A 25951-nucleotide genomic window follows, 5' to 3' on the forward strand; every position below is an offset into this window, starting at 1 on the left:
GTCAGCCGCCTCGCCCCGTTTCGTTGTCCGCGAGGGTCCTCAGCCGCGTACGCCGGCCCTCGATCTCCGGACGGGTCAGGTGACCCGGATCTCCAGGACGTAGTCCTCGTTTCCGGGCCGCTCTCGAACCGTGGACGGGCCGCGGGCTCCTTGTCCGGTGGGGGCGTGCGAGGGGCGCCGGGTCAGGCGTGGGGGACCGCCGTGGCGAGGACCACCTCGAATTCCTCGACGCTGCTGGTGCTCACGCGGGCCTTCGCCGTGATCTCTCCGCGGACCGCCGCGACGGCGCCACGGGACGCCGTGAGTGCGTCGCGGTCGGTGTAGAGCGCGCCGATCGCGGCCCTGCCCCGGCCGCGGTCGATGAGCAGGGAGAGGCCGGCCAGTCCGGGGATCTTCTGGACCCCGGGGAGCGAGGTGTCTCGGAACGTGTCCACCAGCAGGTCGATGCCGGACGGCTCGACGTCGATGCGGACCAGCCGGAACACTGCGCCGGGCCCGAGGGTGTCCGCACGCCGGGCGACCGCCGCTTCCCAGTTGTCGACCGTCATGGTCTGCGCGAACGGTGCCATCATCTCGGCCCGCCGCTCGCTCAGGTTCTCGTAGCTCGCCTGCCGGGAGGCCTCGTCCTCCCACCACGACCCCACCAGGAGCTTGCCGATCTCGCGGTCGACGAACACCCCCATCCCGCGAAAGCCCGGCTGTGCCGACAGCAGCTCGCGGCCCTCGGTCCGGAGCGCCTCGGCGACCCCGTCGAGCTCGGCCGGATCACCCGTTGCATAGATGCTGCGAACGTACATAGCGCCCTTTCCTGCCTGCCGGTGGCCCGTGCGGGCCCGTGTTCCCCACTCCATGCGATGGTCAGGGCGGACGGGGGGCAACGCGGCGGGGGCAATCAGGTGAAGGGGCGGGCCGTCGCCGGGAGCTCGTGGCTTCCCGCGGAGCCGCTGGACGAGGAGCCCGCGGAGCACCCGGCTCCGGGCTCCGGGCCCGGGCCGGGGCCGGGTTGTGGGGGCACGGTGCGCGGGGTCCGTCCAGTGGCCACGTCGACCACGGCGGCGATCCGCGCGAAGGGCATGGTGGTGCGCCAGCCCGATGTGTGGTGAGCGGAGTTCAGGAAGCGTCGAGGCCCTGCGCGTCGCGCCGGGCGTAGCCCGGTGCGGGCGATCCGGGCGGGGCGGGCGGAGAGCCTCGTTGACGTGTGGATCTCGCTGAGTATGTTCACGGAGCGCACGCGGTCTCAACAGCAGGCTCGGGGGAGCGTGGGCGTTTGGAGGCTCAGGCCGTGACCAGATGGCGATTCCGCACGCAGTTGTGGACCGCGGTGACCACCACCAGCCTGTTGCTGGCTCTGGCCCCGGGACTGGCCGCCGCCGCGCCGCCGGGCGCCGCCGATCCCGCGGATCCGACCGTACGACGTGATCCCGCGACGGGTCACGCCCGGATGATCTTCAACTCCGGCGGGTACCTGACCCCGCCCTCCAAGCAGGCCCCCGAGTACGTCGCGCTCGCGTACGTACGCGAGCACCGCGGGGAGTTCGGCCTGACCGCCGCGCAGGCCGCACAGCTCGTCGTCGTCTCCTCCTACCCCACGAAGCACAACGGCGCCCGGCAGGTGACGCTCGGTCAGAGCATCGACGGCATGCGCGTCCACGGCGGGCTGCTCACCGCCACCGTCGACGAGCGCGGCCGCCTGGTCATCCTCGGCGGCGCCGTCGTGACCGCCGAACCGGCCGGCAGCGTCGAGCTGACGGCCAAGCAGGCCCTCGACCACGCCGCCGAGGCCCAGGGCGCGCGGGCCCAGCGCGAGATGACCGGCACGGACAACCGTGACAAGGGCCGGCAGAAGTTCAAGAACGTCTACGCGAAACGGCTGACGAAGCCCAACGACGTGACCGCGGAGCTGGTGTGGTTCCCCACCGACAGCGGGCGTGAGCTGCGCCCGGCGTGGCTCACCGACATCGAGGTCTCGGGCACCTCCTGGTACGAGACGGTGGTCGACGCCGCCGACGGCCGGCTGCTGAGCCGCGAGAGCCGGTACCACCACGCCGGTCCGGAGGGGACCGTCTTCACGGCGCAGCACCCGGAGATCAGCGGCGCCACCCGTACGGTCACGCCGTTCACCGGCCGTGACGGCTCCTGGGTGACTGACCGGCTGACGCAGGGCAACAACGCCAACGCGTACCGGGACGAGGACGGCGACAACACGGTCCCGGACACCGGGAACGACGCCCTGCGGCCGCAGTCCCCGGCCAGCGGCGACCCGAACTACCAGCACTTCACCTACACGTTCGGCGACGCCTGGCGCACCAATGCCAGCGGGACGCAGGCCAACCTCGACGCGGACGTGAACCCCGTCATCACGCAGCTCTTCTACTACACCAACGTGATGCACGACTACCTCTACGGCCTGGGCTTCGACGAGGCGTCGCGCAACTTCCAGGTCAACAACTTCGGCCGCGGAGGCACGGGCAACGACCCCGTGCTGGCTGAGGCCCAGGACGGCTGGGACCTCGGCTGCCTGGACGGCGCCATGCCGCCGAACGCGGTCCGGTGTGAGAACAACGCGAACTTCGGCACGCCCACCGACGGCGCCAGCCCCCGCATGCAGATGTACATGTGGGAGCCGCCGGACCGGCCGTGGCGCGACGGGTCGCTCGACGGCGACGTGATCGCGCACGAGTACGGCCACGGGGTCTCCAGTCGCCTCGTCGGCGGCGGCCACCTCGGCGGCGGCGCCCAGACCGGCGCCCTCGGAGAGGGGTGGAGCGACACGATCTCTTTCCTCAAGTGGGGCGACGCGGTGGTCGGCGAGTACGTCACGGGCAACGCCTCCACCGGCATCCGCACGCAGGCCTACGACACGTCCACCGAGAAGTGGGGCGCCTTCCGGCCGGCCCGCGGCGTGCACCGCAACGGTGAGGTCTGGGCCGCGACGATGTACGACATCCGAGAGGCGAAGGGGGTCGCGTTCACCGAGCAGCTCGTCATCGACGGCATGAAGAACACCGTCGCCGCGCCGAGCTACCTCGATGCGCGCGACGGCATCCTGGCCGCCGACATGACCGACAGCGGCGGCGCCAACCAGTGCCTGCTGTGGCGGATCTTCGCCGGTCGCGGCATGGGTGCCAACGCCGCGTCGAGCGCCGACCAGAACACCGTGACGGCCGACGAGACCGCCCCGGCAGCCTGCCTCCCGACCGCGAATGCGGGCGGCTCGTACACGATGGACGAGGGCAAGAACCTCACGCTCGACGCCTCCGGCTCCGCCCGAGGGACCGCGGGGTCGTCGGGGAGCCTGTCGGCGTACGAGTGGGACCTCGACAACGACGGCGAGTACGACGACGCCACCGGGGTCACCACCACCTTCGACGCGGTGGGCCAGGACGGCGTTTCCACCGTCGGGTTGCGGGTGACGGACACCGCCGGCAACACCGACACCGACACGACGACGGTCACCGTCGCGAAGGCCGCACCGGCCGTCACCCTCCAGCCGGTCCCCCCGGCCGGCGAGAACGGCCCGGTCACCGTCACGGGCAAGATCAGCGACCCGGGCTGGCTCGACCCGCTGACCGCCACGGTCGACCGGGGCGACGGGGCCGGCCCCTTCGGGGCGGCGATGGCCAACGCCGAGGCGGTCTACAACAACCCGGCGTCGACGCGGAACCAGCTGCTGAACCAGGTCGACGTACTGCTGCGGTTCAACGGGCGTGACGGTGGCTGACCGACGCCTGGTGTGCCTCGCCGCCCTCGCGCTCTTCACCGGGTGCGGGGGCGGGGTGGCGCATCCGCCGCAGAACGGATCCCGCGAACCGGGCGGTACGGGAGCCACGGGTGCCACGGGGGTCGGGGCGCCGACGTCGGCGCAGGGCCGCGTACTCACCGCCGCCGACGACGGCTTCACGGGGCGGCTCGCGGTCGGACAGACGGCCCGCCTGCGCCTGCCCCTCCCGGAGGGAGGGCCCGAACCCACAGCCCGGGGCGACTCGGTGCTGCTGATCCGCATCGACAACGTGACGGGCACGGGCCACCGTGAATGGGAGCTCCGCGCGGTCCGCCCGGGCACCACCCGCATCTCGGCCCCCCGCCCCACCGGCCCCCCGGCCACCCTGACCCTCACCGTCCCCTGACCACCACCCCCCGACCGGCGACCGGCCCTGCCGGGCCGGTCGGGGCAGGTGGCGGGGCCGGGGCTAGGAGCTGCGCGGGGAGCGCGACGGGCGGGGGCGGTCCTCGGGCATCTCCATGCCCATGTCCTCCCGGTCCATGTCCTCGGACATGGGGTCCATCGGCTGCCTGGCTTCCTGCGACTTCTGCTTGGCCTGCTCCTTGAGCTTGTTGGCCTTGTCCTGGGGCGGTTGCTTCTTGGCCATGCCGGTTCGCTCCTCGAAGAGGGTGAGGGGGACGAGCACCACCCTGGCACCAGGCGGTCACTCACGCACGTCAGAACGTCACCCTAGGTGATCGGCTGGGTGAAGTGGGCCGCCGCGAGGACCGAGCCCTCCGGGGTGAGGAGCCGGGCGCCCGCGAGGGTCGTGGCGTTCACGTCGGTCGTCGCGACCCAGTAGCCGTAGCCGTCCTGGAGCGAGAACGTCCCGAGGCGGGTCATCGTGCCGTCCGTGTGGTCGAGGACGCAGCTGACCTCGGGCATCGGCTTCTCCAGGTCCACCGACATGTACACCCAGCCCTGCGTGCCCGGATGGGCGAAGACCCGGCCCACCTCCCGGCCGTTCGTGATCAGCGGCGCCTGGAGCAGCTGGGCGTTCGCGCGGGCCGTCGGGGACAGGGGCGCCGCGGCCTGCTCGATCGCCGTACCCGCTGCCCAGCCGCCGAACCCGCAGGCCACGGCCAGGGCAGCCGCCACGGCCGCGACCTTGGGCCGCAGCAGCCACCGCCGGCCGGGCGCCCGCGTCGGCGCGGCCTCCGGGGCGGGGGGCGGGGTCGGCTGGAGGGCGGCGGTGACCCGGCTCTCGAAGCCGACTGGGGGCTCCGTGCCCGGCAGCAGGGCGAGCAGCCCGTCGCCGACCAGGGCCAGCTGCTCGACGTGTCCCCGGCAGCCGGGGCAGTGGTCCAGGTGGGCGACCGCACGGGCGCGCTCCCGGGCCGGAACGATGCCCAACGCCAGCTCGGCGTCGACCTCCTTCAGCTGCTCGCAGGTCATCTCGCTCATCGCCGGCTCTCCTCGGCCCCCAAGGTCCTGCGCAGCTTGTGCATCGCAGTCCGGATCCGTGTCTTGGCCGTCCCCAGCGGTATCTGCTCCATGTCGGCGATCTGCTGCGCGGTCAGCCCGTAGATGCCCGCCATCACCAGGGCGCGGGCCTGCTCCCGGGGCAGGGCCGCCACGGCCGCCCGGATCCCGGCCGACGTCTCGGCGGCGACCGCGTGCTGTTCGGGGGTCTCCGTCACGATGTCGAGGAGGGCCTCCAGGTCCTCGGGTGCGACCGGATTGGCCCGGCGGGCCCGGACGGCGTCGATCGCCAGGTGGTGCGCGATCGCCGTGAGCCAGGTCCGTACCGATCCGCGCCGCGAGTCGTAGACCTGCGCGTGCTGCCACGCCCGCTCGAACGTTTGTTGTGCGATGTCCTCGGCGAGCTGCGCATCGCCGACCACGGCGATGGCCACGCCGAAGACCGTGCGCTGGAAGCGGCGCACGAATGCGACGGCGATCTCGGGATCACCCGTCGCCAGGCCCGACAGCAATGCCTCGTCCGGTGCACGCCCGAGCGGGAGGCCCATTCTCTGCACATCAGAGGATACGGTCGGCCTCCCCGAATGGATTGGTCCCGGTTCATGGGGAAACACCCCTTCATTCTCCTCCCGTCCTGCGACCCCGTCCTCAATCCCCCGGCGCCGTTCGGCCGTATCCCGTCGGTACGGACACACCGGAGGGCCGAGTCATGACAGGAACACTCACCCGGACCGGCCGCGCAGGACTGGGGTTGGCGGCCGGAGCACTGGCGGGACTGCTCGCCGCCTGCGGGGGCGGCACCTACGGAACCGGGAGCGGAGCCGCGGCGCCCCCCGCGCCCGCCGCCACACCCGCCGCACCCACACCGGCCGCGACCCAGGTCACGGCGGACCTGAGCGACTTCCACATCGCCCTGTCCCGGACGACGTTCACGGCCGGGCCCTACACGTTCACCATCAGGAACACCGGCCACCACGACCACGCCCTGGAGATCGAAGGACCGGGCGGAGAACACCGCTCCAAGACCCTGGCGCCGGGAGCGAGCGGGACCCTCGGCGTCACCCTCAAGGACGGTAAGTACGAGGTCTACTGCCCCGTCGACGGGCACAAGGACCTCGGCATGAAGACGGAGATCACCGTCGGAGGCGCCATGAACGGCTACTGAGCGTCCCGCCCCGGGCGGTAGGTTGCGGTTGCGTGCAGTCGTTACCCGGTGCTGCCGCGAGCAGTCGAGGGGTGAGGGGCATGCGGCGCAGGGCGGCCGAGGTGATCGACGCGGGCGAGACGCTGCACACGGCGGCCGCCGCGCTGCTGGCCGACCACCGGCGGGCCGTCGACGCGGTACGGGAGGCCTGGGCTCCGCTCCACGCGGAACTCGCCCGCTCCGAGCTGCGTCGGATCCCCGTCGACCGGCTGACCCACGTCACCGAGGGGCGGCTGCGCGTGGCCGCCATCGAGGCGGCCGGCCTCGACACCGTGCAGCGGGTACTGGACGCGGGGCGCCACGGGCTCCGGCAGATCCCCGGGGTCGGGCAGCAGACCGCCGACCAGGCGCTCGGCGCGGCGCGGCAGCTCGCGGAGGCGGTCGGGGAGACCGTCGCCGTGCACCTGGACGTGGACCACCCGCAGCCCCGGACCACCGCCCTGGTGGCCGCCCTCCAACTGCTCGTCGAGGCCGGGCCCGACGCCCGCCGGGCCGTCGAGGCGGCCACGGAGCTGGACACCGGACTCGGGCCGCTGCTCGACGACGCCAGGCCCGCCGCCGGCCGGCTGCGGATGTGGTTCGCGGGACGGGAGCGGCGGGAGCGGGCGCTGGCCGCCCTCACCGGGATCGGCCGGCAGACCGAGCGGGCCGCGGCCGACGGGGTGCCCGTCCTGCTCGGGCAGGCCTCGGTCGACCTGCTGCGCGGCCCCGCCGACGAGGCGGCGGCCTGGGTCGACTTCGAGCTGCGCTCCGCCGAGTACTACGGCCTGCTCGCAGAGCTCACCGAGCGGGCCGGGGGCGGCCCCGACCCGGCCGCCGCCCAGGGGTTCCTGCCCGACGCACTCGCCGAACGGGTCCGCGCCCAGGCCCTCGACGGCACGCACAGCCGGGTCTCGCTGCGCGGCTACCAGTCCTTCGGCGCCCGCTTCGCGCTCGCGCAGCGGCGGGTGATCCTCGGTGACGAGATGGGGCTCGGCAAGACGATCCAGGCGCTGGCCGTGCTCGCGCACCTGGCCGCGCAGGGCCGACGCCACTTCCTCGTCGTCTGCCCGGCCGGCGTCCTGATCAACTGGACCCGGGAGATCGAGGCGCGCAGCACCCTGCGCGCGGTCGCCCTCCACGGACCCGGCCGGCACGACGCCTTCGCGGACTGGCGGGGTGGGGGCGGAGTGGCCGTGACGACCTTCCAGGCGCTGACCGGGTTCCCCGAACTCGCCGCCGACGAGCTGGGGATGCTCGTCGTGGACGAGGCGCACCACGTCAAGAACCCGCAGGCGCAGCGCTCCCTGGCGGTCGCGGCCTGGGCCGCCCGATGTGCGTACGTCCTCTTCCTCACCGGCACCCCGATGGAGAACCGGGTCTCGGAGTTCCGCAGTCTCGTACGGATCCTGCAGCCCGAGGCGGCCTCCGGCATCGGCGACGTCGACACGGTCGCCGGCTCCAGGGCGTTCCGCAAGGCGGTGGCCCCCGCGTACCTGCGGCGCAACCAGCGCGACGTGCTCGCCGAACTCCCCGAGCTCCAGTGGACCGACGAGTGGGAGGAGCTCAGTGCGGCCGACCGGGACGCCTACCGGGCGGCGGTACGGGCCGGGAACTTCATGGCGATGCGCAGGGCCGCGTACGCGGAGCCGAAGCGGTCGGCGAAGCTGCACCGGCTGTGCGAGTTGGTGGCGGAGGCCGCCGCCAACGGGCTGAAGGTCGTGGTGTTCTCCGCCTTCCGCGAGGTGCTCGGGGTGGTCGGGGAGGCGCTCGGCCCGCAGCAGCCCGGAGGCCGCCTCTTCGGGCCGATCTCCGGGAGCGTGCCGCCCGCCCGCCGCCAGCGGCTGATCGACGGCTTCGGCGCGGCGGCCGGGCACGCGGTGCTGCTCGCCCAGATCGAGGCGGGCGGGACGGGGATCAACCTCCAGGCGGCGTCCGTGGTGATCCTCTGCGAGCCACAGGTCAAACCGACGATGGAGCAGCAGGCGGTGGCCCGTGCGCACCGGATGGGGCAGGTGCGCGCGGTACGGGTGCACCGGCTGCTGGCCACCGACGGGGTGGACCAGCGGATGCTGGAGGTGCTGGAGCGCAAGGCGCGGCTCTTCGACGCGTACGCCCGGCGCAGCGCGGTGGCGGAGGCGGCTCCCGAGGCGGTCGACGTCTCGGACACCTCGCTGGCCCGGCGCATCGTCGAGGAGGAGCAGGCGCGGCTCGGCGCCGCCCGCTGAACCCGAGCCGTGCGAGCGGCGCGTGAAGGGTCAGAGCCCGCGGACCGAGGCGACCGTGAAGGTCGTCGGCGTACCCGGGCCCATGGGGCCGCCCTTGTCGAACTGGGAGCGGACCACGAGCGTGCGGCCCGGGGTGTGGCTCAGCGTGGTCGGGATCTGCAGGGACGGGTCCGTGATCGTCCGGGTCAGCCGGGCCCGGGTGCCGTCGGGGCTGAGGTGCCAGCGGGTCAGGGTGTTGGTGATGTTGTGGGCCACCCGCAGGGTGCCGTCGGGAGCGAGGTCGAGGCCGTCGGCGTGGGTGAGGTCGCCGCCCTGGAGGGCGACGCGGGAGATCGCGCCGGTGCGCAGGTCGATGCGGTGGAGGTCGCCCGCGATCATGTCCACGGCCAGGAGGAAGCGGCCCGCCGGGTCCGAGGCGATCCCGTTGAGGCTGACGGTGCGCCCCGGGTACGGGGTGAGGTGCTCGTGCAGGTCGTACGCGGCGGTCAGCGGGCCCGAGCCGGCCGCGAGCTGGGCCGGGGTGACGCGGTAGACGAGCGCGCCGAGGCTGTCCGTCAGGTAGGCGGTGCCGTCCGGGGTGATGGTCAGGTCGTTGACGAAGAACGGGGCGGCCCCCGGGACCTCGAAGTGGGCCAGGCGCTTGCCGGACGCGGTGTCGTAGACGGCGACCCCGGAGGTGGAGTCGGTGACCCACAGCCGGCCGCGGGCGTCGACGCGCAGGCCGTTCGCGGTGTGGCGGCCGTCGGTCCCGGCGGGCAGGAACACCTCGGCGGTGTGCCGGCCGGGGCGGGCCCGGTAGACGGTGCCGTCCGCGTACGAGCCGACGTAGACGGTCTGGTTGCGGGGGTCGGTGGCTATGCCCTCCGGATAGACCTTTGCGCCGGGGAGCGTGAAGGCCGTGGAAAAGTGCCCGTCGGAACCCTGGGCGGCCTGGGCGGCCTGCGCCGCCGGGGCCGTGCCCAGGGTGAGTGCGGTGGCCAGGGTCAGGAGCGTGACGGGCAGGAGCTTCTTCAGCACAGCAGGTGTCCTCTTTCGTGTAGGTGAGCACGAATGTAAGTTAGAGCTCTAATGCATGCAAGGGCCTTAGGATGCAGGGATGACCTCCATGCCTCCCGAGGAGCGCATCGGCTCGCACGTCAAGCGCGCCGAGCAGGCGCTCCTCGCGGCCAAGAACGCCGCCCTCAAGCCCGCCGCAGTGACGGTTCCCCAGTACGCCGCGCTGCTCTGGCTCGCCGAGAAGCCGGGCATCTCCGCGGCCGCGCTCGCCCGCCTGTGCGGGGTGACGCCGCCGACCATGAACACCGTGCTGAAAAACCTCCAGGAGCGCGGGCTCATCGAGCGGACCGCGCACGAATGGCACCGCAACGTGCTCGAAACCCGACTGACGGAGGAGGGCCGGGCCGCCATGGAGCTCGCCGACTCCGGCGCCGTACGGGTGGAGCGGGCGCTGGCCGCCGCGTTCTCGCAGGCGGAGCGCGAGCAGCTGATCAGCCTGCTCGGGCGGTGCGCGGAGGCGCTCGACGCCCAGCGGTGAGCCGCCGGAGGCGGATCCTGTCGTCGGCGTTTTCGGACGCGTGAGATCCCGGCCATGTTTTGCCCGGTCTTGGAACTGTCCGCAGGATTCGCACATCAGGACCAAGGAGAAGTCAGCCGTTCTGTCCCCACCGGGGGCGGTCACGACCGTTCGGAGCGAAGTTCGTGCATCAGTACCCGCCCAGGCGCTCCCGGCGCGCGATGTGGATATCCGCCGCCGTCGCCTTCGCGCTCCTGCTCGGCGGCGCCGGCTTCGCCGCCTGGAAACTCGAATGGTTCTCCGGCAACGGCGGCTCCGTGAGCTTCGGTAAGGCTCCCGCCTCCGCCTCCGCCTCAGCCGCACCCGACGCCGGCAAGTCGTCCCCGGGTGCGCCCTCGCCCTCCGCCTCGCCCAGCGGCGATCCGGACGTGGCCCTGCCGACCGGCCCGAAGTCCGACTTCAAGCAGACCGCCAAGCTGGACGACGGCACGGTCATCGCGAAGACCCGGCTCGCGGGCGCGAAGTCCGGTTTCGAGGGCGACGTCTGGGTCTGGACGCCCAAGGAGTACGGCGAGGCGAAGTACGAGAAGAGCGCCTTTCCGGTGCTGATCGCCCTTCCCGGCGGCAACGGCTTCCCGAGCAACTACTGGTCCGACCGCAGCCTCGGACTCCAGAAGGCCATCACCGAGGGCGTCCAGGCCGGCACCAGCCTGCCGTTCATCGTGATCATGCCGGTGCTCAACCCGGACGCCAGGTACTACTACGACGGCGCCGACATCCCCGGCCAGCCGAAGATGGGCACCTGGATCGCGGAGGACGTCCCGGCCTTCACCAAGGCCAACTTCCGTACGTACAAGTCCCGCGACGGCTGGGCCTTCATGGGCTCGTCGTCCGGCGCCTTCGTCGGCATGAAGACCGTCCTGCAGTACCCGGACCGCTTCAAGGCCGTGATCGCCAGCGGCGGCGAGATCGTCCCCGACTCCCCGTTGTGGAAGGGCCACCAGGCGGAGATGGACGCGAACGATCCCGAGAAGCTCGCCAAGAAGCTGATCGACGCCAACGGCCCCGAGGTCTACATCAACTTCCAGGTCGGCACCAAGGAGACCGGGAAGGACCGGATGGTCAAATTCCAACAGCAGTTCGGCAAGGGCCCCGTCAAGATGACCATCCGCGACATCCAGAACGGCGAGCACAACGGCTGGCACTACGTCCGGGGCATGAAGGAAGGCTCCCTGGAGTGGATCAGCAAGGTGCTCAAGGGGCCGCAGCCCGCGACCGGCTGAGCCTCCGGCTGAGCAGGCCTTATGCACGGAGCCCGGGACCCGCGTGGCACGCACCACGTCCCGCCGGTCCCAGGCAACCCATCCGATCGTTGACACCTCTGTAAGGGGTGTAAGGGGGACCGATCGGTCCGACCCGCGCTCTTCGGGAGCGCCGGAGAAGGAACGGGACAAATCCGTGCAGCATGACCAGCTTCAGAGCGATGGCGGCCTCCTGGCCGAGGAAGGCCCGCTGACCACGGGCCGCCGCCGTCCCAAGCGCCTGCGCAGGCTCCTGATCAGCGGTGCGCTGGCATTCGTACTCGCCGCCGGGGGCGCCGCCGCCTACCAGTACGGGCTCTTCTCGGACATAGGGGATCCGGTGTCGTTCGGGAAGGTCCAGCAGTCGGCCGCGGCCGCGGACATCGGGCCGGGGGTGAGGATGCCGACCGGGCCGAAGGCCGCCTTCGTGCGGACCTACCGGCTGCCCGACGGCACCCAGATCGGCCGGACCACCCTGACCGGCGCGAAGTCCGGGTTCACCGGTGACGTGTGGGTGTGGGTGCCGAAGCAGTACGACGAGCCGAAGTACGCCAAGAGCGCCTTCCCGGTCCTGATCTCCCTGCCGGGCGGTCGGGGCTACCCCACGAACTACTGGGGAACGGGCCCGGGCCTCGGCCTGGAAAAGGCGGTGAGTGACGGGGCGAAGGCCGGTACGAGCCTGCCCTTCATCCTGATCATGCCGGTGCACAACGCCGACACCAAGCACCACTTCGACGCCTCGGACATCCCCGGCGAGCCGAAGATGGGCACCTGGATGGTCGAAGACATCCCGGATTTCACGAGGGCCAATTTCCGGACCTTCACCTCCCGCGACGGCTGGGCCTTCATGGGCTCCTCGGCGGGCGGGTTCGGCGCCTTCAAGCACGTCCTGAAGTACCCCGACCGCTTCAAGGCGGCCATCGCGAGCGGGGTCGACATCGTCCCCGACTCCCCGCTGTGGAAGGGGAACACGCAGGCCATGGACGAGAACAACCCCGAGAAGCTCGCCGGGAAGCTGATCAAGGAGGGTGGTCCGGACGTCTACATCAACTTCCAGATCGGCACGAAGGAGACCGGCCGCGAGAAGGCCGAGAAGTTCATGAGCGAGTACGGGAAGGGCCCCGTGCACACCACGCTCCAGGTGATCCAGGATGGTGAGCACAATGGGAAGTCGTACGTGCGCGGTATGAGGGAGGGCGCTCTGGAGTGGATCAGCAAGGTCATGCTGGCGCCGACCCCAGACCCCGCCGTGCGATGAACGCAGTGGCCAAGGGTGCGTCCGCGGCGGCCGTCGCCGGAGTGGCGGCGATGCTTGCCGTCGGCTTCCTCAAGGCGACGGACGGGGATGCGAACGCGGTGCACCCCTTCCCCGGCGTCGGCGTGCTCATGGCCAACGGGGAGCACTGGTGCACGGCGAGCGTCGTCGACAGCCCGAAGGGCACGGTCGTCGCGACCGCCGCGCACTGTGTGGCCCCGGCCGGCGAGGACGGCGCGCCCGGTGCGGTCGCGCACGACGGGCGGGCCATCGGTGACCTCTCCTTCGCCCCCGCCTTCACCGGCGAGGGCGTGGGCCGCCAGCCCCTCGGGGTGTGGAAGGTCCGCGCGGTCCACGTGGACGAGCGCTGGATCAAATGGGGGGAGGACACCGCCGATTTCGCGTTCCTCAGCATCGAGCCGGACGAGGACGGCCGCACCGTGCAGCAGGCGGTCGGCGGCGCCGCGGAGGCACCCAAGCCCGACTGGACCTCCGGGTACGAGCGCGACGTGACGGTCGTCGGCTATCCGGAGTCGGACCGCAACCCGCAGAACAAGCCCGTCTCCTGCACCACCCAGACCAGCCACGACCAGGAGGACCCCGCGATGCTCTACATCAGCTGCGCGGGCTTCTGGACGGGCACCAGCGGGAGCCCGTGGATCGCCGACCGCGGCGGTCCGGGGAACCCGGGGCGGCTGATCGGGGTGCTGAGCGGCGGGAACACGGACGTGGACTCCACGGCTGCGCTCTTCGACGAGAAGGCCAAGGCGCTGTACGAGCAGGCCGCGCGGGACTGACGCCGGGCCCGGGCCCGGCCCCGGCGCCGGACCGCCTCCGCTACTGCCTGCGCTCGGTGCTGACGATCACGCATACCGCGAGGACGACGATCGCGCCGCCGATCAGGATCGGGACGGTCAGGGCCTCGTCGAGGATCAGCGCCCCCAGCGCGACGGCGACGACCGGATTGACGTACGCGTACGTGGCGACCAGTGACAGCGGCGCCGACTGCAGCAGCCACGCGTAGGCCGTGAAGGCGACCAGCGAGCCGAAGACGATGAGGTAGCCCAGAGCCAGCCAGGAGGCGGTGGAGAAACCGGCCCAGTCCAGCCCGTGGTGCTCGCCGCGCAGCAACCCGACGACGATGCCGCCGGTCCCGCCGGCGAGCATCTGGTACGCGCTGCCCGTGAACGGGTTGCCCGGCAGCGACAGCTTCGACGCGGCGAACGAGCCCAGCGACCAGAGCACGGACCCCGCCAGCACCAGCAGCACGCCCCAGAGCCGCACCGCGCCGCTGATGCCCGGGCTGGTCAGTACCGCGAGCCCCCCGAAACCCAGCAGTACGCCGCCGAGGGTGCGCAGCGCCGGCCGGTCGCCGGTGGCGGTCCGCAGCACCACCAGCCACATCGGCACGGCCGCGACGAGCAGCGCGGCCAGGCCGGACGGGATCGAGGTCTCCGCGAGCACGACGAGGCCGTTGCCGCCGAGCACCAGCAGCAGGCCGACCAGGACCGCCGCACCGGCCTGCGCACGCGTGGCCCGGAGCGCGGCCGGCCCGTACCGCCAGGCGACGAGGCCGAGCAGCAGCAGGCCGGCCGCGATGAAGCGGGTTCCGGCGGACAGGAACGGCGGCATGGTCCGGACGACGACCCGGATGCCGAGGTAGGTGGAACCCCAGAGGACGTAGACGAGGGCGAGCGCGACCCACACGGCGCCCGTGACCCTGCGGGCGGCGGATTGCGGCGGCTTGCTCTCGGCGGTCTCCGGGGTGCGCATGACCGGATCCTAGGTTCGTTGGCGCGTACACGCTCCCCGAATATCAGCCCTTGAGTAGGGCGTTCAGCTCCCCGTACGGGAGTGACGCGTCGAGCGCGGTGTACGTACCACCCGCGATCAGCTCCTCGGCGGCGCGGCGGACCACGTCGTAGGCGGCCGACGCGACCGAGGAGCCGAGGCTGACGCGGGCCGCGCCGAGGGCTCCGAGCTCGGCGACGGACGGCGCGCCGGGGCCGGCGAGGACGTTGAGCGGCGCGTCGATGCCCTTGGCGAGCTCGCGGACGGTGGCCGGGTCGGTGACACCGGGGACGAAGATGCCGCTGGCGCCCGCGCGGAGGTAGGAGGCGGCGCGGGCGAGGGTCTCGTCGAGGCGGTGCTCCTCCTCCCCGAGGCCGAAGAGGAAGGTGTCGATGCGGGCGTTGATGAACAGCGGGACCCCGGCGGTGTCGGCGGCGGCCCGGGCCGCGGCCACCCGCTCCGCGTGATCGGCGGCGGCCCGGGTGCCGTCCTCGATGTTGACGCCGACCGCGCCGGCGGCGAGCACCCCGGAGACGGTCTCGGCGACGCCGGCCGGGTCGGCGCCGAAACCGCCTTCGATGTCGGCGGTGACCGGGACGGAGATGGCGGCGACCACCCGGGAGACGAGGTCGAGGGCACGGTCACGGGTCAGGGCGTCCCCGTCGGGCGCGCCGAGGGACCAGGCGACACCGGCACTGGTGGTGGCCACGGCGGGCGCCCCGGCGGCCTCGACGAGACGGGCACTGACGACGTCCCAGGCATTGGCCAGGGCCAGCGGCGCGGCGGGGTCGTGGAGCGCGGTGAACCGGCGGGCGAGATCAACGGTGTTGGTCATGGTCCCAGTTCACCAGACGGCCCCGTACCCGGCTGGCGGTTTTCCGACGCGGAGGTGTCGGCGCGGCGCCCTTGCCCGGCCTACTCCCACCCCGCCTTGAGGCCTGCTCCGCACAGGGGCAGGACCGTCGTGCGGCCCTGGAGGGGGTCGGTGGTGGCCAGGGGGCCGACCGCCGCCCAGCAGGCCGCTGCCGTGGGTTCCACGAACAGGCCGCGCTGCGCCAGGTCCCGGCGGGCCGCGCGCAGGGCCTCTTCCGGGACCGTCAGGAAGGTGCCGCCGGACGCGCGGACCGCGGCCAGGATCTGCCGGGCCCGCGGCGGGGCCGGGATCGCGATCCCGTCGGCGAGCGTGGGCAGCTGTTCCACCGGGGCGGCGTCCTTTGCACCCGCTGCGAAGGCCGTGGCCAGCGGGGACACCGCTTCGGCCTGGACCGCGATCAGCGCGGGCGGTTTCACGCCGCGGCGGGCGAGCTCCGAGACCGCCAGGGCCGCCCCCAGCAGCAGCGTGCCGTTGCCGACGGGGACGACGAGGGTCTCGGGGAGGCGGCCGCCGAGCTCCTCCCACACCTCGTACACGTACGTCTTCGTCCCGTGCAGGAAGTACGGGTTGAAGACGTGGCTCGCGTAGAAGACCCCGGGGAGGTCGGCGGCGGCGCGGGCCGCCAGCGCGGTGGCCTCCCGGCCGCCCGGTACGAAGCGGACCGCCGCGCCGTGCGCCCGCATCTGCTCCGTCTTCTTCTGCGAGGTGCCCTCGGGCACGAATACCTCGCACTTCAGTCCGGCGCGCGCGCAGTACGCGGCCACGGCGGTCCCCGCGTTCCCGCTGCTGTCCGCGACCACCCGTTCCGGGGCCAGTCGCCGGGCCAGTTCCGCGAGCATCACGGCGCCGCGGTCCTTGAAGGACAGCGTGGGCATCAGGAAGTCGAGCTTGGCGTGAACGCGCTCCGCGAGCGGGACCAGCGGGGTGTTCCCCTCCGACAGCGTCACGGAGAACGCCCCCGGCAGCGGCAGCGCGGAACCGAACCGCCAGAGCGAGTTGGGTCCGGCGGCCGGTTCGAGCGGGCCGGCCGGATCGGGTGCGAAGTCGAGGTCCCACGGTCCGCCGCACAGGGGGCAACACCAGGGGGCCGTCCGGGCGTCCGCGCGCGTGGAGTCCTCGGGGCAGACGTAGCCGGGCAGTGCGTGCGTCATGTGCAGAGCACCTTTGCTCATTCATGGCCGTTGTATGGCACGGATGTTACGCGTTCGTCCCGGGGGCGACCGTTACGGCGGCCGCACCCGCTGCGTACTATTTCGCGCATTCGTTCGCGCCCCCGCTGTGATGGAGCCCCTTGCCCCGTGAGCACCCCGCCGCCGCCCCACTGGTCCGCTCCGACCCCGCAGCCGGCGTACGGGGAGCCCGCGCTCAACGGCTTCGCGCTGGCGTCGCTGCTGGTCGGGCTGCTGTGCCTGCCGCCGCTCGGTGCCGTCTTCGCGATCGTGGCGCTCGTGCAGATCGGGCGGAAGGGGGAGCGGGGCAGGGCGCTCGCGATCACGGGCCTGATCGTTTCCCTCGTGATGACCGTGGCCGTCGTCCTCGTCACGGACCAGGTGGCGGGGCGGCTGTTCGACCGGCTGGACACGCTCCAGCGGTTCGAAGGCGCCGACGGCGAGTTGACCCCCGTGGACGACATGCGCGCGGGTGACTGCTTCAACGTCCCCGGCGGTGACCTGCTCGCCGAGAGCCCGTTCATCTACCGGATCGCCTGCACCGAGGTGCACCAGGGGGAGGTCACCTCCTCGACCCGGCTCGGCGGCGGCGCCTTCCCCGGGGTGCCCGAGCTGCGGAGGGCCGCCACGCAGGCGTGTTGGAAGGCGCAGGACGCCTACGCGATGGATACGTGGGCGCTGCCCCCGTACGCGGACATGTTCTACTTCGCGCCCACGCGCGAGTCGTGGAGCGCCGGCGACCGGCGCTTGCTCTGCGTCATCGGCACGGCGGAGGAGGAGCACCGCGGCAGCCTGCGCAAGGACGCCGGAACGCTGGAGCCGCACCAGGTGGCCTTCCTGCGGGTGATGAACGAGGCCGACCTGGCGTTGGGCGGCGAGCCCGAGGAGGACATCGACGAGGCGCTGCCGCAGTACCTGGACTGGGCCCGCGCGGTGGACGTCGCGCTGGCCGCGGAGGCGTCGCTGCTGGACGGGGCGAAACAGCGGCCGGAGCTTGCCGGGCCGGCGCGGGCGCAGCTCAAGGAGGTCGAGGCGGCGCGCGCGGGGTGGCAGCGGGCGGCCAGGGCGACGAAGCCGGCCGAGTTCAAGGCAGCGTGGGACGAGGCCACGGGGGCTGTGTCCGTGCGCACGGAGAAGGCGCTGCGCGGGGCGTACGGTCTGGCGACGACGGTGCCGGAATGGCTGGCGGAGCAGTCGGGCGGCGACTCGGACGGGTCCGGTTCGGCCGCGACCTGAGGGGCCGACGAGGATAGCCGCAGGTAACGCGCGGTAACGGGTTTCAGTGACCTGGCTTCATCACTTCGGGTGAAACTCTGGCCCTTGCTTGCGGTCCACAACCGACGGTTGCCAGGGTGTAGCTGTCTGTCAACCTGATGGGAGTGGCCAGTGACTTTCGGTGAGCAGCCGGCCTATCTGCGCGTCGCCGGGGATCTGCGACGGAAGATCGTCGATGGGTCCCTGCCCCCGCACGCCCGGCTCCCCTCGCAGGCCCGGATCCGCGAGGAGTACGGGGTCTCCGACACGGTGGCGCTGGAGGCGCGCAAGGTCCTCATGGCGGAGGGGCTCGTCGAGGGCCGGTCCGGGTCGGGTACGTACGTACGGGAGCAACCCGTGCCGCGGCGGGTCGCGCGCTCGGGATACCGCACGGGCGGGGTGTCGACGCCTTTCCGGCAGGAGCAGGCGGAGGCCGGGGTCCGCGGGACGTGGGAGTCCAGCAGCGAGCAGGTGGTGGCGCCGGCGGAGATCGCCAAGCGGCTCGGCATCGAGCCGGGCGAGCGTGTCATGCGGACGCGGTACGTGTTCCGTGATACGGGGGAGGCGATGATGCTTTCGACCTCCTGGGAGCCGCTCGCGGTCACCGGCCGGACCCCCGTGATGCTGCCCGAGGAGGGGCCGCTCGGAGGCTCGGGGGTCGTCGACCGGATGGCCGCGATCGACGTCGTCGTCGACAACGTGGTGGAGGAGGTCGGAGCGCGGCCGGGCCTGGCGGAGGAGATCATGCTGCTGGGCGGGGTCCCGGGGCACGTGGTCCTGGTGATCGGCCGTACGTACTTCGCGTCCGGGCTGGCGGTCGAGACCGCCGACGTGGTGGTCCCGGCGGACCGCTACCGCCTGTCGTACCACTTGCCCGTCCGTTGAGCGGCGCTCCCCGGGTGACGTGTCCCTGGGGAGCGGCCGAGGTGTGACATATGACGGGACGTCATGGACCCGGCGGGTTTCGGCGCGATGGTGATCGCCCCCGCCGCCCGGTTCCTCGCCTTCTTCGGGCCGTTCGGCTCCCGTGCCGGGGTCCGCTCCCCCTTCGCCGCCCGTTCCGCGGCCGGACTCGCCCTCGTTCCCGGCCCGTTGACCGCGCGATTGGCCGCGCGCCCCGTCCCGGAGCGCGCCGGGTCCGAACCGGCGCGCACGGCCCGCTCGTACGCGTGGCCGGATGCGTACGCCGTGAGGTACCTCTTCGTAAAAAACCGTATCCGCTCCGTAAAGGTCGGGCGTAAGCTCGGGCATATGCGCAATGCGGTTTCCTGGGCAGGTACATCGGCGGAGGGTGAAACGCGATGAACGACAGCGGTGCCCTGCTCCCATGGCTGGTCATACGTCAGGACGACAACGGCAACTGCTACCGGGTGGGCCGCTACCCCACCCGGGCCGAGGCCCAGAAGGTCGTCGACAGCCTCGAAGACAGGGGCCACAAGCAGCTGTACTGGGTCGAGCGGATCGGCCAGACCGCCACGACGAACTGAGCGCTCCCGCTGTGACATAGGCTCCGCCCCATGACGGTACGAGTGGTCGTGGGCGGAGCCCTTTGTCATGAGGGCCGCCTGCTGGCCGCCCGCCGCAGTGCACCCCCCGAAGTGGCCGGACGCTGGGAGCTGCCCGGCGGCAAGACCGAGCCGGGCGAGTCGGTCCCCGAGGCCCTCGTCCGCGAACTGCGCGAGGAGCTCGGCGTGGAAGCCGAGCCGCTGGAGCGGATTCCGGGGGAGTGGCCGGTGCGGCCGGGGCTCGTGCTGCAGGTGTGGACCGCCCGGCTGCTGTCCGGCGAGCCCGTGCCGCTGGAGGACCACGACGAGCTGCGCTGGCTCGGGCCGGAGGAGCTCGACTCGGTGGACTGGCTCGACCAGGACCGGCCGGCGGTGGCCGAGGCCGGACACCGGCTGCGCGCCGAGCGCGATGAGCGGCACACCAGGTCGCACGGGGGCGCGTGACGCGCGCACACTGGGCCGTCTGCGCCACAGTGCGCCGGTGCGGGAGGATCGGGTGGTACGACGCCTCGAATATCGGGTATGTCGCTATTAGTCCCAATCGTGTACTGCCCCTCGTGGCTCTGTCCCTGCTGAATCGGACTGGGGTCGTTGCCGGCCCGGGAAGTGATCGGCGTGATCGACACAGACGGTGAATGCGCCGAGTGGGCCTTCCCCGCAGAGCCCGGCGCCGTCCGCACCGCACGCCACGCCGTACGCGGCACGCTCAGCTCCTGGGGCCTGGACTCCGTCGGCGATGTCACCGTCCTGCTGGTCAGCGAGCTGGTCACCAATTCGCTGCGGTACGCCTCCGGCCCCATCGGGGTCCGGCTGGTGCGGCGCGATCCGGCCAGTGAGAGCGTGGCGGGGGGCGCCGCGCTGCTGGTGGAGGTTTCCGATCCGCTTCCGGATCCGCCCCGCGAACGGGTCGCGCAGCCGGACGACGAGGGTGGCCGGGGGCTCCATCTGGTGGCCGTCTCGGCGCAGCGCTGGGGAACCCGGCACGGGAAATCGGGCAAGACCGTGTGGTTCGAGTTGGCACTTCCTGGTGAGTAACAAGGTGAAGGATGGCCGACGATCACAGGGCATGGCTCGAAATAGTCGGGACCTTTTTGTGATCGTGAACGCCGTGCCGTGCGGGGCCGTGGTGCTGAATACTTCGGTCATGGCCGGTCCGGTTGCGGTGAGCTGGAGGGGACGGTCGCGTGAGCGAGATACCTGCGCAGGCACATCAGGCCCGTGTGCCCGGGGAGACATGGCACGACTCCCTGTGGCACAGCAGCCCGCCTGGCTCGATATATGACTACATAAAGGTTGCGTCCTTCTCCATCGGACCCGACGGGCTCATCGACCAGTGGAGCCTGCGCGCCGAGGACCTGTTCGGGCTGACCGCCGCGCAGGCCGTGGGCCGGGACCCGGTGGACGCCTTCATGCCGCCGGAGCTGCGCGCCGGCGGGCACCGACGGGTGGCCGAGATCCTCGACGGCAAGGAATGGACCGGCCTCGTCCCCTTCCGCATCCCCGGCGGGGACGGCGCGCACGGCGTGGCCGAGATCTACGTGATGCCCACCCAGACGGAGACCGCCGAGCGGGCCGCCCTGTGCGTCGTGGTCGACGTACGCGCGCTGCGCCGGATCGAATCCGACCTGGCAGCTTCGCAGGCGATTTTCGGCCAATCTCCTTTCGGTTTCCTGCTCTTCGGAACGGACCTCACCGTGCAGCGGGCCAACCGCCGTTTCGCGACCGTATTCGGCGGCGCCGTCGAGGAACACCGCGGCCGCACCGTCCACGACTACCTGCCGCCCCAGGAGGCCGACCGGATGACCGAGGCCCTGCGAAGGGTCCTGGAGACCGGCCATTCCGTCACCGACCTCCAGATCACCGGCGCCGCCCCCGGTAGCCGGGAGAAGCGCCACTGGTCCATCAACCTCTACCGCCTCCACGGCGGCACCGGCCGCCCCATCGGCGTCGCGGGCCTCGGCACCGACGTCACCCGCCGCCACCTCGCCGCCCGCGAGGCCGCCGGGGTCCGGCGCAATCTCGCCCTGCTCAACGAGGCCGGGCACCGCATCGGGAACTCCCTCGACCTGGAGACCACCGCCCGCGAACTGCTCGACGTGACCGTGCCGGGCTTCTGCGACCTCGCCGCCGTCGACCTCTACCAGGGGCTGCTGCTCGGCGACGACGACCGGCCCGCCCGGCCGCACGGGCCCGGCGTGCCCCCGCTCCCGGCCGGGCTCGGTCCCGGACGGGTGCCGTCCGCGCCGCTGCGGCGGGTCGCCTTCGCCTCGGCGGTCTCGGACGCCCCACTGTCGGGTCCGGGCGCGCTGGTCTCCGTGGGGGAGATCCACCGCTATCCGGCGGCCTCGCCGGGAGCGCTGGCCCTGCGGACCGCGCGGCCGCGGCTGATCGAGGGCGGCGGCCCGGACGACCTCGTGCAGTCCACGCTCGTCGTGCCGATGGTCGCCCACGACACCGTGGTCGGGCTCGCCCAGTTCTCCCGTACGAAGGGCAGCGAGCCCTTCGGCGAACGGGACCGGGCGGTGGCCGTGGAACTCGCCGCCCGCGCCGCCGTCTGCATCGACAACGCCCGGCTGTACCGGCGCGAGCACGAGCGGGCGCTGATACTCCAGCGCAGCCTGCTGCCGCCCGGGGACCCCGAGGCCGCCGGCCTGGACATCGCCTGCCGGTACCTGCCGGGGAACGCGGCCACCGAGGTCGGCGGAGACTGGTTCGACGTCATCGAGCTGCCCGGGCACCGCACGGCCCTGGTCGTCGGCGACGTGATGGGCCGCGGGCTGCGGGCCGCCGTCGCGATGGGCGAACTGCGCACCGCCGTACGGACCCTGGCGCTGCTGGACCTGGAGCCGGCGGAGGTGCTGACCGCGCTGGACGAGATCGCCCGCGGGCTCGGCGCGCCCGGCGGCTCCCAGCAGGCCTCCCGGGCCGCCCTGCACTCGCGGGACGCGGACCGCTCGGAGGTGTACCTCGCGACCTGCGTGTACGCCGTCTACGACCCGGTGACCCGGCGCTGCACCATCGCCAACGCCGGCCACATGCCGCCGGTGCTGGTGGAACCGGCGGAACCGGGCGCCCCGCCGCGGCCCGCGCTGCTGCTGGAGGTGCCGCCGGGGATGCCGCTCGGGGTGGGCGGGGAGCCGTTCGAGGAGGTGGAGGTGGACCTCCCGGAAGGAGCCCTGCTGGCCCTGTACACCGACGGGCTGGTGGAATCGCGGGACCACCCGCTGGAGGAGGGGCTGCGGGGGCTGCGGGACGCGCTCGCCGACCCGGTGCGGCCGCTGGAGGACGTCTGCGACCACGTGCTGAACACGCTGGACACGCGGCACGGCGAGGACGACATCGCGCTGCTGATGGCGCGGGTGCAAGGGCTGCCGATGGACGCGGTCGGGGACTGGCAGCTGCCGCGCGAGGCCCGGTCGGTGGGCCGGGCGCGGGAGTTGGCCCGGGCGAAACTCCCGGCATGGGGCCTGGAGGGGCTACTCGACACCACCGAACTGCTGGTCAGTGAACTGGTGACGAACGCCCTGCGGTACGGCGAGGGCGAGATCAGGCTCCGCCTGCTGCTCGACCGCACCCTCGTCTGCGAGGTCTGGGACGGCAACCTGGTGCAGCCGCGCCGCCGCCGGGCCCGGGACACCGACGAGGGCGGGCGCGGCCTCCAGCTGGTCGGCATGCTGTCCGCGGGCTGGGGCACGCGCCGCACCCACCGCGGCAAGACGGTCTGGTTCGAGCTGCCCCTCCCCGGCGCTGCGGCCGAGGCGGTCTCGGAGCTGTCGGCGGAACAGCTCCTCAACATGTACGGCTGACCGCACGGCTGACCCGTCCCGCGGGGCCGCGGCGAACCTCAGGCGGCCTCGCGGGACTTCAGCGCGGCCAGGCGCGCCTCGACCTCCGCGGTCCTGCCGAGGTCGTCCAGGGCCTCGAACTGGGCGTCCAGCGAGGAGGCCGCGAGCTCCTGCCTGCCGAGCGCCCTGGCCTCCTCCCGGCGGACCTTGTCCTCGAAGCGGGCCAGGTCGCTCGTCGGGTCCATGACGTCGATGTTCTTCACCGCGTCCAGCATCGTGTTCTGCGCCTGCGCGGTCTTGGCGCGGGCCACCAGCTCGTCGCGTTTCGCCGTCAGTTCGGTCAGCTTGTCCTTCATCGCGTCCAGTCCAGACCTGAGCTCGTCGACGACCTCCGTCTGCGCGGCGATCGTCGGCTCCGCCGTCGCCGCCTCCTTCTCCGACCGGAGCTGGCGCCCGAGGGCGACCTTCGCCAGGTTGTCGAACTTGTCGGCGTCCGCCGTGGCGCCGGACGTCCGCAGCTCGTCCGCCTTGCGGCTGGCCGCGAGCGCCTTGCCGCCCCACTCCGCGGCCGCCTCCACGTCCTCCTTGTGGTCCGCCTCCAGCATCCGCAGATTGCCGATCGTGGTGGCGACCGCCTGCTCCGCCTCCGAGATGTTGTTCGTGTAGTCGCGGATCAGCTGGTCCAGCATCTTCTGCGGGTCCTCCGCCTGGTCCAGCAGCGCGTTGACGTTCGCCTTCGCGAGCTGGGTGACACGGCCGAGGACGGTCTGCTTGCTCATCGGTGCCCTTTCCCGGGTTGACGCGAGTGGGTCAGAAACGGCCCCCGCCGCCCATGCGGCCGCGGGTGCCCCCGCCGCCGAACGAGCCGGGTCCCGGCCCCCCGCCCCCGCCGCCGAAGCCCCCGCCGAAGCCGCCGCCCCCGCGGCCATCGCCCAGGATCTCGCCCAGGATGATCCCGCCGAGGACCGCGCCGCCCATGCCGCCGCCCTGCTGCTGCCCGCCGCCGTACGGGTTCCGGTACGCCCGTACGTCCTCCTCGGCCAGCTGCTGCGCCTGCCGCGCCAGCCCGTCCGCCTGCTGCGCCTGCGCCAGCGCCCCCGCCGGGTCCGAACCCGCCAGCGCGGCCGACTGCTCCAGCCGCCGCTGCGCCTCCGCCAGCCGGGTACGGGCCTGGCTGCCCACCGCGCCCCGGCTGGTGGTGACGTAGTCCGTCGCCGCCCCGATCGCACTGCGCGCCGAGAGCGTCGCCTGGTCCAGCAGGGCGGCCGCCCGCTGTCGGCCGCTCTCGCGCTCCCGGGCACCGGTCAGCGCCTCGTCGAGGACCGCGTCGGCCTCCTCCACCCGGCGCAGCGCGTCGATCGGGTCGTACCGGCCGGCCGCCTGCTCCCGCCGTACGTCGGTCAGGACCGCCTCCGCCCGGCCGATCCGGCCCCGCAGGTCCGCCGTGGAGGTGCCTTCCGCGGTGCCGGTCAGCAGGCCGCGGGCATCGGCGAGGTCGGTGTCGGTCTCCGTGAGCGCCCCGGGCAGCTTCCCGGCCGCCTCCGCCAGCTCCTGCGCCCGCCGCTCCACCGCGTCGACCAACGTCGCCGCCTGGTCCACCGCGCCCTCGGCGGCCCGCACGTGCACGGCCGCCTTCCCGTTGTCGCCGCCGTCGAGCGCCGCACGGGCCCCGCCCAGGTTCGTCGTCGCGAACAGCAGCCGGTCCTCGGCCTGTTCGGCGTTGGAGGCCACCGGTGCGGACGCCGAGTCCGCGTACCGCCCGGCCATCGCGGTCAAGGTCGCCGCGGCCGTCGACGTACGTCCCGCCAGGTCCTGGGCGTGCGCCTCCACCGTGGCGAGCGCCCGCGGGGCGTTCTTCTCCAGGTCCCGCAGCCGGTCGAAGTCCGCCGACTCGGCGTCGAGGCGCCGGTTCGCCTCGGTGCACCGCGCCACGATCTCGTCCAGCATCCGCCGCCGCGTCGGATCGTCCTCGGGGTACGCGTCGTCGAGCTGCTGGCGCAGCCGGAACGCGGCCGTCAGCTCGCTCTGCGCGAAGACCACCGCCTCGGTGAAGGCGGCGACCGCCTCGTCGCCGAACTGCGCGGAGGCGAAGCCGAGCTCCTCGGCGCTGGTGCGGATCGCGTCGTCGGTCTCCACCAACAGGGCCTTCGCCTTGGCGTCCAGCTCCGGCAGCGGGAGCGCGGTCGTGGTCGCCGGCTGCGCGCCCCAGCCCGTCGTGCCACCGGCGCCGGCGCCCCTGCGCTTGCGGCGGGTGTACGCGTACGCCCCGAGCGCGCCGGCCGCACCGACGAGGACCACCGGGAGCACGTAGTCCCCGGCCCCGCTCGTGCCCGTGTCCCCGCCGGGGTCCGCCACGCCGGGGGTGACGTCCGGAACCGGTACGGGCTTCCCGGAGAGCACGGCGCCGTACCCCTCGGCGGCGCCGATCGCCGCGCCCGCCCAGTCGTTCTGCCGCAGTGGGGGCTCGATGGCCGTCCGGGCGACGTCCGCGAGCTGCGCCTGGGTGAACCCGGAACCGACATCGGCCGAATAGGCGTACTGGCGGGCCCCGGTCGCCACGGCCAGCAGCACGTCGTCCTGACCGAGGCCGTTCTTCTGCGCGGTGGCGTCCGCCCAGCTCTGCGCGGAACGCCCGGAGAAATCGTGCACGTACGTCACGAACAGCTGGATCCGGTGGTCGGCGTACAGCTTGTCCAACGCGGTGGTGACGGCCGCCTTCCGATCGCCCAGGGCGCCCACGCGGTCGGTGATCTGTCCCTGCGAGGACAGGGTGACGGGATCCTCGGCCCGGGCGGCCGGCGCCCCGACCACCCCCCAGCCACCGAGCCCCAGCAGCGCGGCGGCCAGGACCAGCCCGGCCCGTACCGACGTCCCCGTGGCGGTGCGTCGCATCGACCTGCTCCTGGGC

General features: G+C 72.9%; 24 protein-coding genes. 14 read left to right on the forward strand and 10 right to left on the reverse strand.

Features of this window, described 5'->3' with window-relative positions:
- Positions 1-182: 182 nt before the first annotated feature.
- On the reverse strand, positions 183-797 hold the full coding sequence (locus OG974_RS26615) for an antibiotic biosynthesis monooxygenase (protein WP_327285206.1): 615 nt from the start codon (positions 795-797) through the stop codon (positions 183-185).
- 485 nt (positions 798-1282) lie between these two features.
- On the opposite strand from OG974_RS26615, the gene OG974_RS26620 reads away from it, so the two are divergent.
- Both OG974_RS26620 and OG974_RS26625 read left to right on the forward strand, forming a co-directional pair.
- A complete protein-coding gene (locus OG974_RS26620) occupies positions 1283-3721 on the forward strand; it encodes a M36 family metallopeptidase (RefSeq protein WP_327285207.1) in 2439 nt (812 codons plus the stop codon).
- Positions 3714-4127, forward strand: coding sequence for a hypothetical protein (locus tag OG974_RS26625; protein ID WP_371644678.1), 414 nt, complete (start codon positions 3714-3716; stop codon positions 4125-4127). The genes OG974_RS26620 and OG974_RS26625 overlap by 8 nt, the downstream gene beginning before the upstream one ends.
- 63 nt (positions 4128-4190) lie before the next feature.
- Here OG974_RS26625 and OG974_RS26630 read toward each other — a convergent pair whose 3' ends face one another.
- The 3 genes from OG974_RS26630 to OG974_RS26640 all read right to left on the reverse strand — a co-directional run bounded on the left by OG974_RS26630 (position 4191) and on the right by OG974_RS26640 (position 5733).
- Positions 4191-4370, reverse strand: coding sequence for a hypothetical protein (locus OG974_RS26630; protein WP_327285209.1), 180 nt, complete (start codon positions 4368-4370; stop codon positions 4191-4193).
- A gap of 83 nt (positions 4371-4453) precedes the next feature.
- Positions 4454-5167 (reverse strand): anti-sigma factor domain-containing protein, encoded by a 714-nt coding sequence (locus OG974_RS26635; protein ID WP_327285210.1) that lies wholly within the window; start codon positions 5165-5167, stop codon positions 4454-4456.
- Positions 5164-5733, reverse strand: coding sequence for a sigma-70 family RNA polymerase sigma factor (locus OG974_RS26640; protein ID WP_327285211.1), 570 nt, complete (start codon positions 5731-5733; stop codon positions 5164-5166). Before OG974_RS26640 ends, OG974_RS26635 begins: the two co-directional genes overlap by 4 nt.
- Before the next feature lie 161 nt (positions 5734-5894).
- Here OG974_RS26640 and OG974_RS26645 point away from each other — a divergent pair, with 161 nt between their 5' ends.
- Together OG974_RS26645 and OG974_RS26650 are read left to right on the forward strand one after the other, a co-directional pair.
- A complete protein-coding gene (locus tag OG974_RS26645) occupies positions 5895-6350 on the forward strand; it encodes a cupredoxin domain-containing protein (RefSeq protein ID WP_327285212.1) in 456 nt (151 codons plus the stop codon).
- 80 nt (positions 6351-6430) lie between these two features.
- Positions 6431-8596 (forward strand): DEAD/DEAH box helicase, encoded by a 2166-nt coding sequence (locus tag OG974_RS26650; RefSeq protein WP_371644680.1) that lies wholly within the window; start codon positions 6431-6433, stop codon positions 8594-8596.
- A 30-nt stretch (positions 8597-8626) separates the two neighbouring features.
- Here the strand turns inward: OG974_RS26650 and OG974_RS26655 are convergent, their stop codons facing one another.
- The gene (locus tag OG974_RS26655) at positions 8627-9613 is read right to left on the reverse strand and encodes an SMP-30/gluconolactonase/LRE family protein (RefSeq protein ID WP_327285214.1); all 987 of its coding nucleotides are present in this window, start codon (positions 9611-9613) and stop codon (positions 8627-8629) included.
- 79 nt (positions 9614-9692) lie between these two features.
- Between OG974_RS26655 and OG974_RS26660 the strand changes: the two genes are divergently transcribed.
- The 4 genes from OG974_RS26660 (at position 9693) to OG974_RS26675 (ending at position 13462) form a co-directional block, all read left to right on the forward strand.
- Positions 9693-10130, forward strand: a complete 438-nt coding sequence (locus tag OG974_RS26660; RefSeq protein ID WP_327285215.1) for a MarR family transcriptional regulator — start codon at positions 9693-9695, stop codon at positions 10128-10130.
- 164 nt (positions 10131-10294) lie between these two features.
- Positions 10295-11392, forward strand: coding sequence for an alpha/beta hydrolase (locus tag OG974_RS26665; protein ID WP_371644683.1), 1098 nt, complete (start codon positions 10295-10297; stop codon positions 11390-11392).
- 175 nt (positions 11393-11567) lie between these two features.
- Positions 11568-12668, forward strand: a complete 1101-nt coding sequence (locus tag OG974_RS26670; protein WP_327285217.1) for an alpha/beta hydrolase-fold protein — start codon at positions 11568-11570, stop codon at positions 12666-12668.
- Positions 12665-13462 (forward strand): trypsin-like peptidase domain-containing protein, encoded by a 798-nt coding sequence (locus OG974_RS26675; protein WP_327285218.1) that lies wholly within the window; start codon positions 12665-12667, stop codon positions 13460-13462. Before OG974_RS26670 ends, OG974_RS26675 begins: the two co-directional genes overlap by 4 nt.
- Before the next feature lie 40 nt (positions 13463-13502).
- On the opposite strand, the gene OG974_RS26680 is transcribed toward OG974_RS26675, so the two are convergent.
- The 3 genes from OG974_RS26680 to OG974_RS26690 form a co-directional block, all read right to left on the reverse strand.
- On the reverse strand, positions 13503-14438 hold the full coding sequence (locus tag OG974_RS26680) for an EamA family transporter (protein WP_327285219.1): 936 nt from the start codon (positions 14436-14438) through the stop codon (positions 13503-13505).
- Between the two features lie 43 nt (positions 14439-14481).
- Positions 14482-15291 carry an isocitrate lyase/phosphoenolpyruvate mutase family protein gene (locus OG974_RS26685; protein WP_327285220.1) on the reverse strand — a complete coding sequence of 270 codons (810 nt, stop codon included), beginning with the start codon at positions 15289-15291 and terminating at the stop codon, positions 14482-14484.
- A gap of 80 nt (positions 15292-15371) precedes the next feature.
- The gene (locus OG974_RS26690) at positions 15372-16481 is read right to left on the reverse strand and encodes a threonine synthase (RefSeq protein WP_371644686.1); all 1110 of its coding nucleotides are present in this window, start codon (positions 16479-16481) and stop codon (positions 15372-15374) included.
- Between the two features lie 147 nt (positions 16482-16628).
- On the opposite strand from OG974_RS26690, the gene OG974_RS26695 reads away from it, so the two are divergent.
- From OG974_RS26695 to OG974_RS26720, 6 genes are all read left to right on the forward strand, one after another.
- Positions 16629-17735: a DUF4190 domain-containing protein gene (locus tag OG974_RS26695; protein ID WP_371644688.1), complete on the forward strand. Its 1107-nt coding sequence runs from the start codon at positions 16629-16631 to the stop codon at positions 17733-17735.
- A 150-nt stretch (positions 17736-17885) separates the two neighbouring features.
- Positions 17886-18638, forward strand: a complete 753-nt coding sequence (locus tag OG974_RS26700; RefSeq protein WP_327285223.1) for a GntR family transcriptional regulator — start codon at positions 17886-17888, stop codon at positions 18636-18638.
- Positions 18639-19054: 416 nt separating this feature from the next.
- A complete protein-coding gene (locus OG974_RS26705; protein WP_327285224.1) occupies positions 19055-19240 on the forward strand; it encodes an SPOR domain-containing protein in 186 nt (61 codons plus the stop codon).
- A gap of 30 nt (positions 19241-19270) precedes the next feature.
- The gene (locus OG974_RS26710; RefSeq protein ID WP_328763546.1) at positions 19271-19702 is read left to right on the forward strand and encodes a (deoxy)nucleoside triphosphate pyrophosphohydrolase; all 432 of its coding nucleotides are present in this window, start codon (positions 19271-19273) and stop codon (positions 19700-19702) included.
- A 162-nt stretch (positions 19703-19864) separates the two neighbouring features.
- Positions 19865-20293: an ATP-binding protein gene (locus OG974_RS26715; protein ID WP_327285764.1), complete on the forward strand. Its 429-nt coding sequence runs from the start codon at positions 19865-19867 to the stop codon at positions 20291-20293.
- A gap of 158 nt (positions 20294-20451) precedes the next feature.
- On the forward strand, positions 20452-23064 hold the full coding sequence (locus tag OG974_RS26720) for a SpoIIE family protein phosphatase (RefSeq protein ID WP_371646916.1): 2613 nt from the start codon (positions 20452-20454) through the stop codon (positions 23062-23064).
- A gap of 38 nt (positions 23065-23102) precedes the next feature.
- Here OG974_RS26720 and OG974_RS26725 read toward each other — a convergent pair whose 3' ends face one another.
- Both OG974_RS26725 and OG974_RS26730 read right to left on the reverse strand, forming a co-directional pair.
- The gene (locus OG974_RS26725) at positions 23103-23822 is read right to left on the reverse strand and encodes a PspA/IM30 family protein (protein WP_327285226.1); all 720 of its coding nucleotides are present in this window, start codon (positions 23820-23822) and stop codon (positions 23103-23105) included.
- Positions 23823-23853: 31 nt separating this feature from the next.
- Positions 23854-25935, reverse strand: a complete 2082-nt coding sequence (locus tag OG974_RS26730) for a TPM domain-containing protein (protein WP_329314444.1) — start codon at positions 25933-25935, stop codon at positions 23854-23856.
- Positions 25936-25951 lie beyond the last annotated feature (16 nt).

Origin of the sequence: Streptomyces sp. NBC_00597 (assembly GCF_041431095.1) — a bacterium.
Classification (GTDB): domain Bacteria; phylum Actinomycetota; class Actinomycetes; order Streptomycetales; family Streptomycetaceae; genus Streptomyces.

What these genes read in the sequence shown, in the direction of transcription:
- OG974_RS26615 (WP_327285206.1), bottom strand. Translation starts at nt 797, where the DNA reads ATGTACGTTCGCAGCATCTATGCAACGGGTGATCCGGCCGAGCTCGAC.
- OG974_RS26630 (WP_327285209.1), bottom strand. Translation starts at nt 4,370, where the DNA reads ATGGCCAAGAAGCAACCGCCCCAGGACAAGGCCAACAAGCTCAAGGAG.
- OG974_RS26635 (WP_327285210.1), bottom strand. Translation starts at nt 5,167, where the DNA reads ATGAGCGAGATGACCTGCGAGCAGCTGAAGGAGGTCGACGCCGAGCTG.
- OG974_RS26640 (WP_327285211.1), bottom strand. Translation starts at nt 5,733, where the DNA reads ATGGGCCTCCCGCTCGGGCGTGCACCGGACGAGGCATTGCTGTCGGGC.
- OG974_RS26645 (WP_327285212.1), top strand. Translation starts at nt 5,895, where the DNA reads ATGACAGGAACACTCACCCGGACCGGCCGCGCAGGACTGGGGTTGGCG.
- OG974_RS26650 (WP_371644680.1), top strand. Translation starts at nt 6,431, where the DNA reads ATGCGGCGCAGGGCGGCCGAGGTGATCGACGCGGGCGAGACGCTGCAC.
- OG974_RS26660 (WP_327285215.1), top strand. Translation starts at nt 9,693, where the DNA reads ATGACCTCCATGCCTCCCGAGGAGCGCATCGGCTCGCACGTCAAGCGC.
- OG974_RS26675 (WP_327285218.1), top strand. Translation starts at nt 12,665, where the DNA reads ATGAACGCAGTGGCCAAGGGTGCGTCCGCGGCGGCCGTCGCCGGAGTG.
- OG974_RS26680 (WP_327285219.1), bottom strand. Translation starts at nt 14,438, where the DNA reads ATGCGCACCCCGGAGACCGCCGAGAGCAAGCCGCCGCAATCCGCCGCC.
- OG974_RS26685 (WP_327285220.1), bottom strand. Translation starts at nt 15,291, where the DNA reads ATGACCAACACCGTTGATCTCGCCCGCCGGTTCACCGCGCTCCACGAC.
- OG974_RS26690 (WP_371644686.1), bottom strand. Translation starts at nt 16,481, where the DNA reads ATGACGCACGCACTGCCCGGCTACGTCTGCCCCGAGGACTCCACGCGC.
- OG974_RS26705 (WP_327285224.1), top strand. Translation starts at nt 19,055, where the DNA reads ATGAACGACAGCGGTGCCCTGCTCCCATGGCTGGTCATACGTCAGGAC.
- OG974_RS26710 (WP_328763546.1), top strand. Translation starts at nt 19,271, where the DNA reads ATGACGGTACGAGTGGTCGTGGGCGGAGCCCTTTGTCATGAGGGCCGC.
- OG974_RS26725 (WP_327285226.1), bottom strand. Translation starts at nt 23,822, where the DNA reads ATGAGCAAGCAGACCGTCCTCGGCCGTGTCACCCAGCTCGCGAAGGCG.
- OG974_RS26730 (WP_329314444.1), bottom strand. Translation starts at nt 25,935, where the DNA reads ATGCGACGCACCGCCACGGGGACGTCGGTACGGGCCGGGCTGGTCCTG.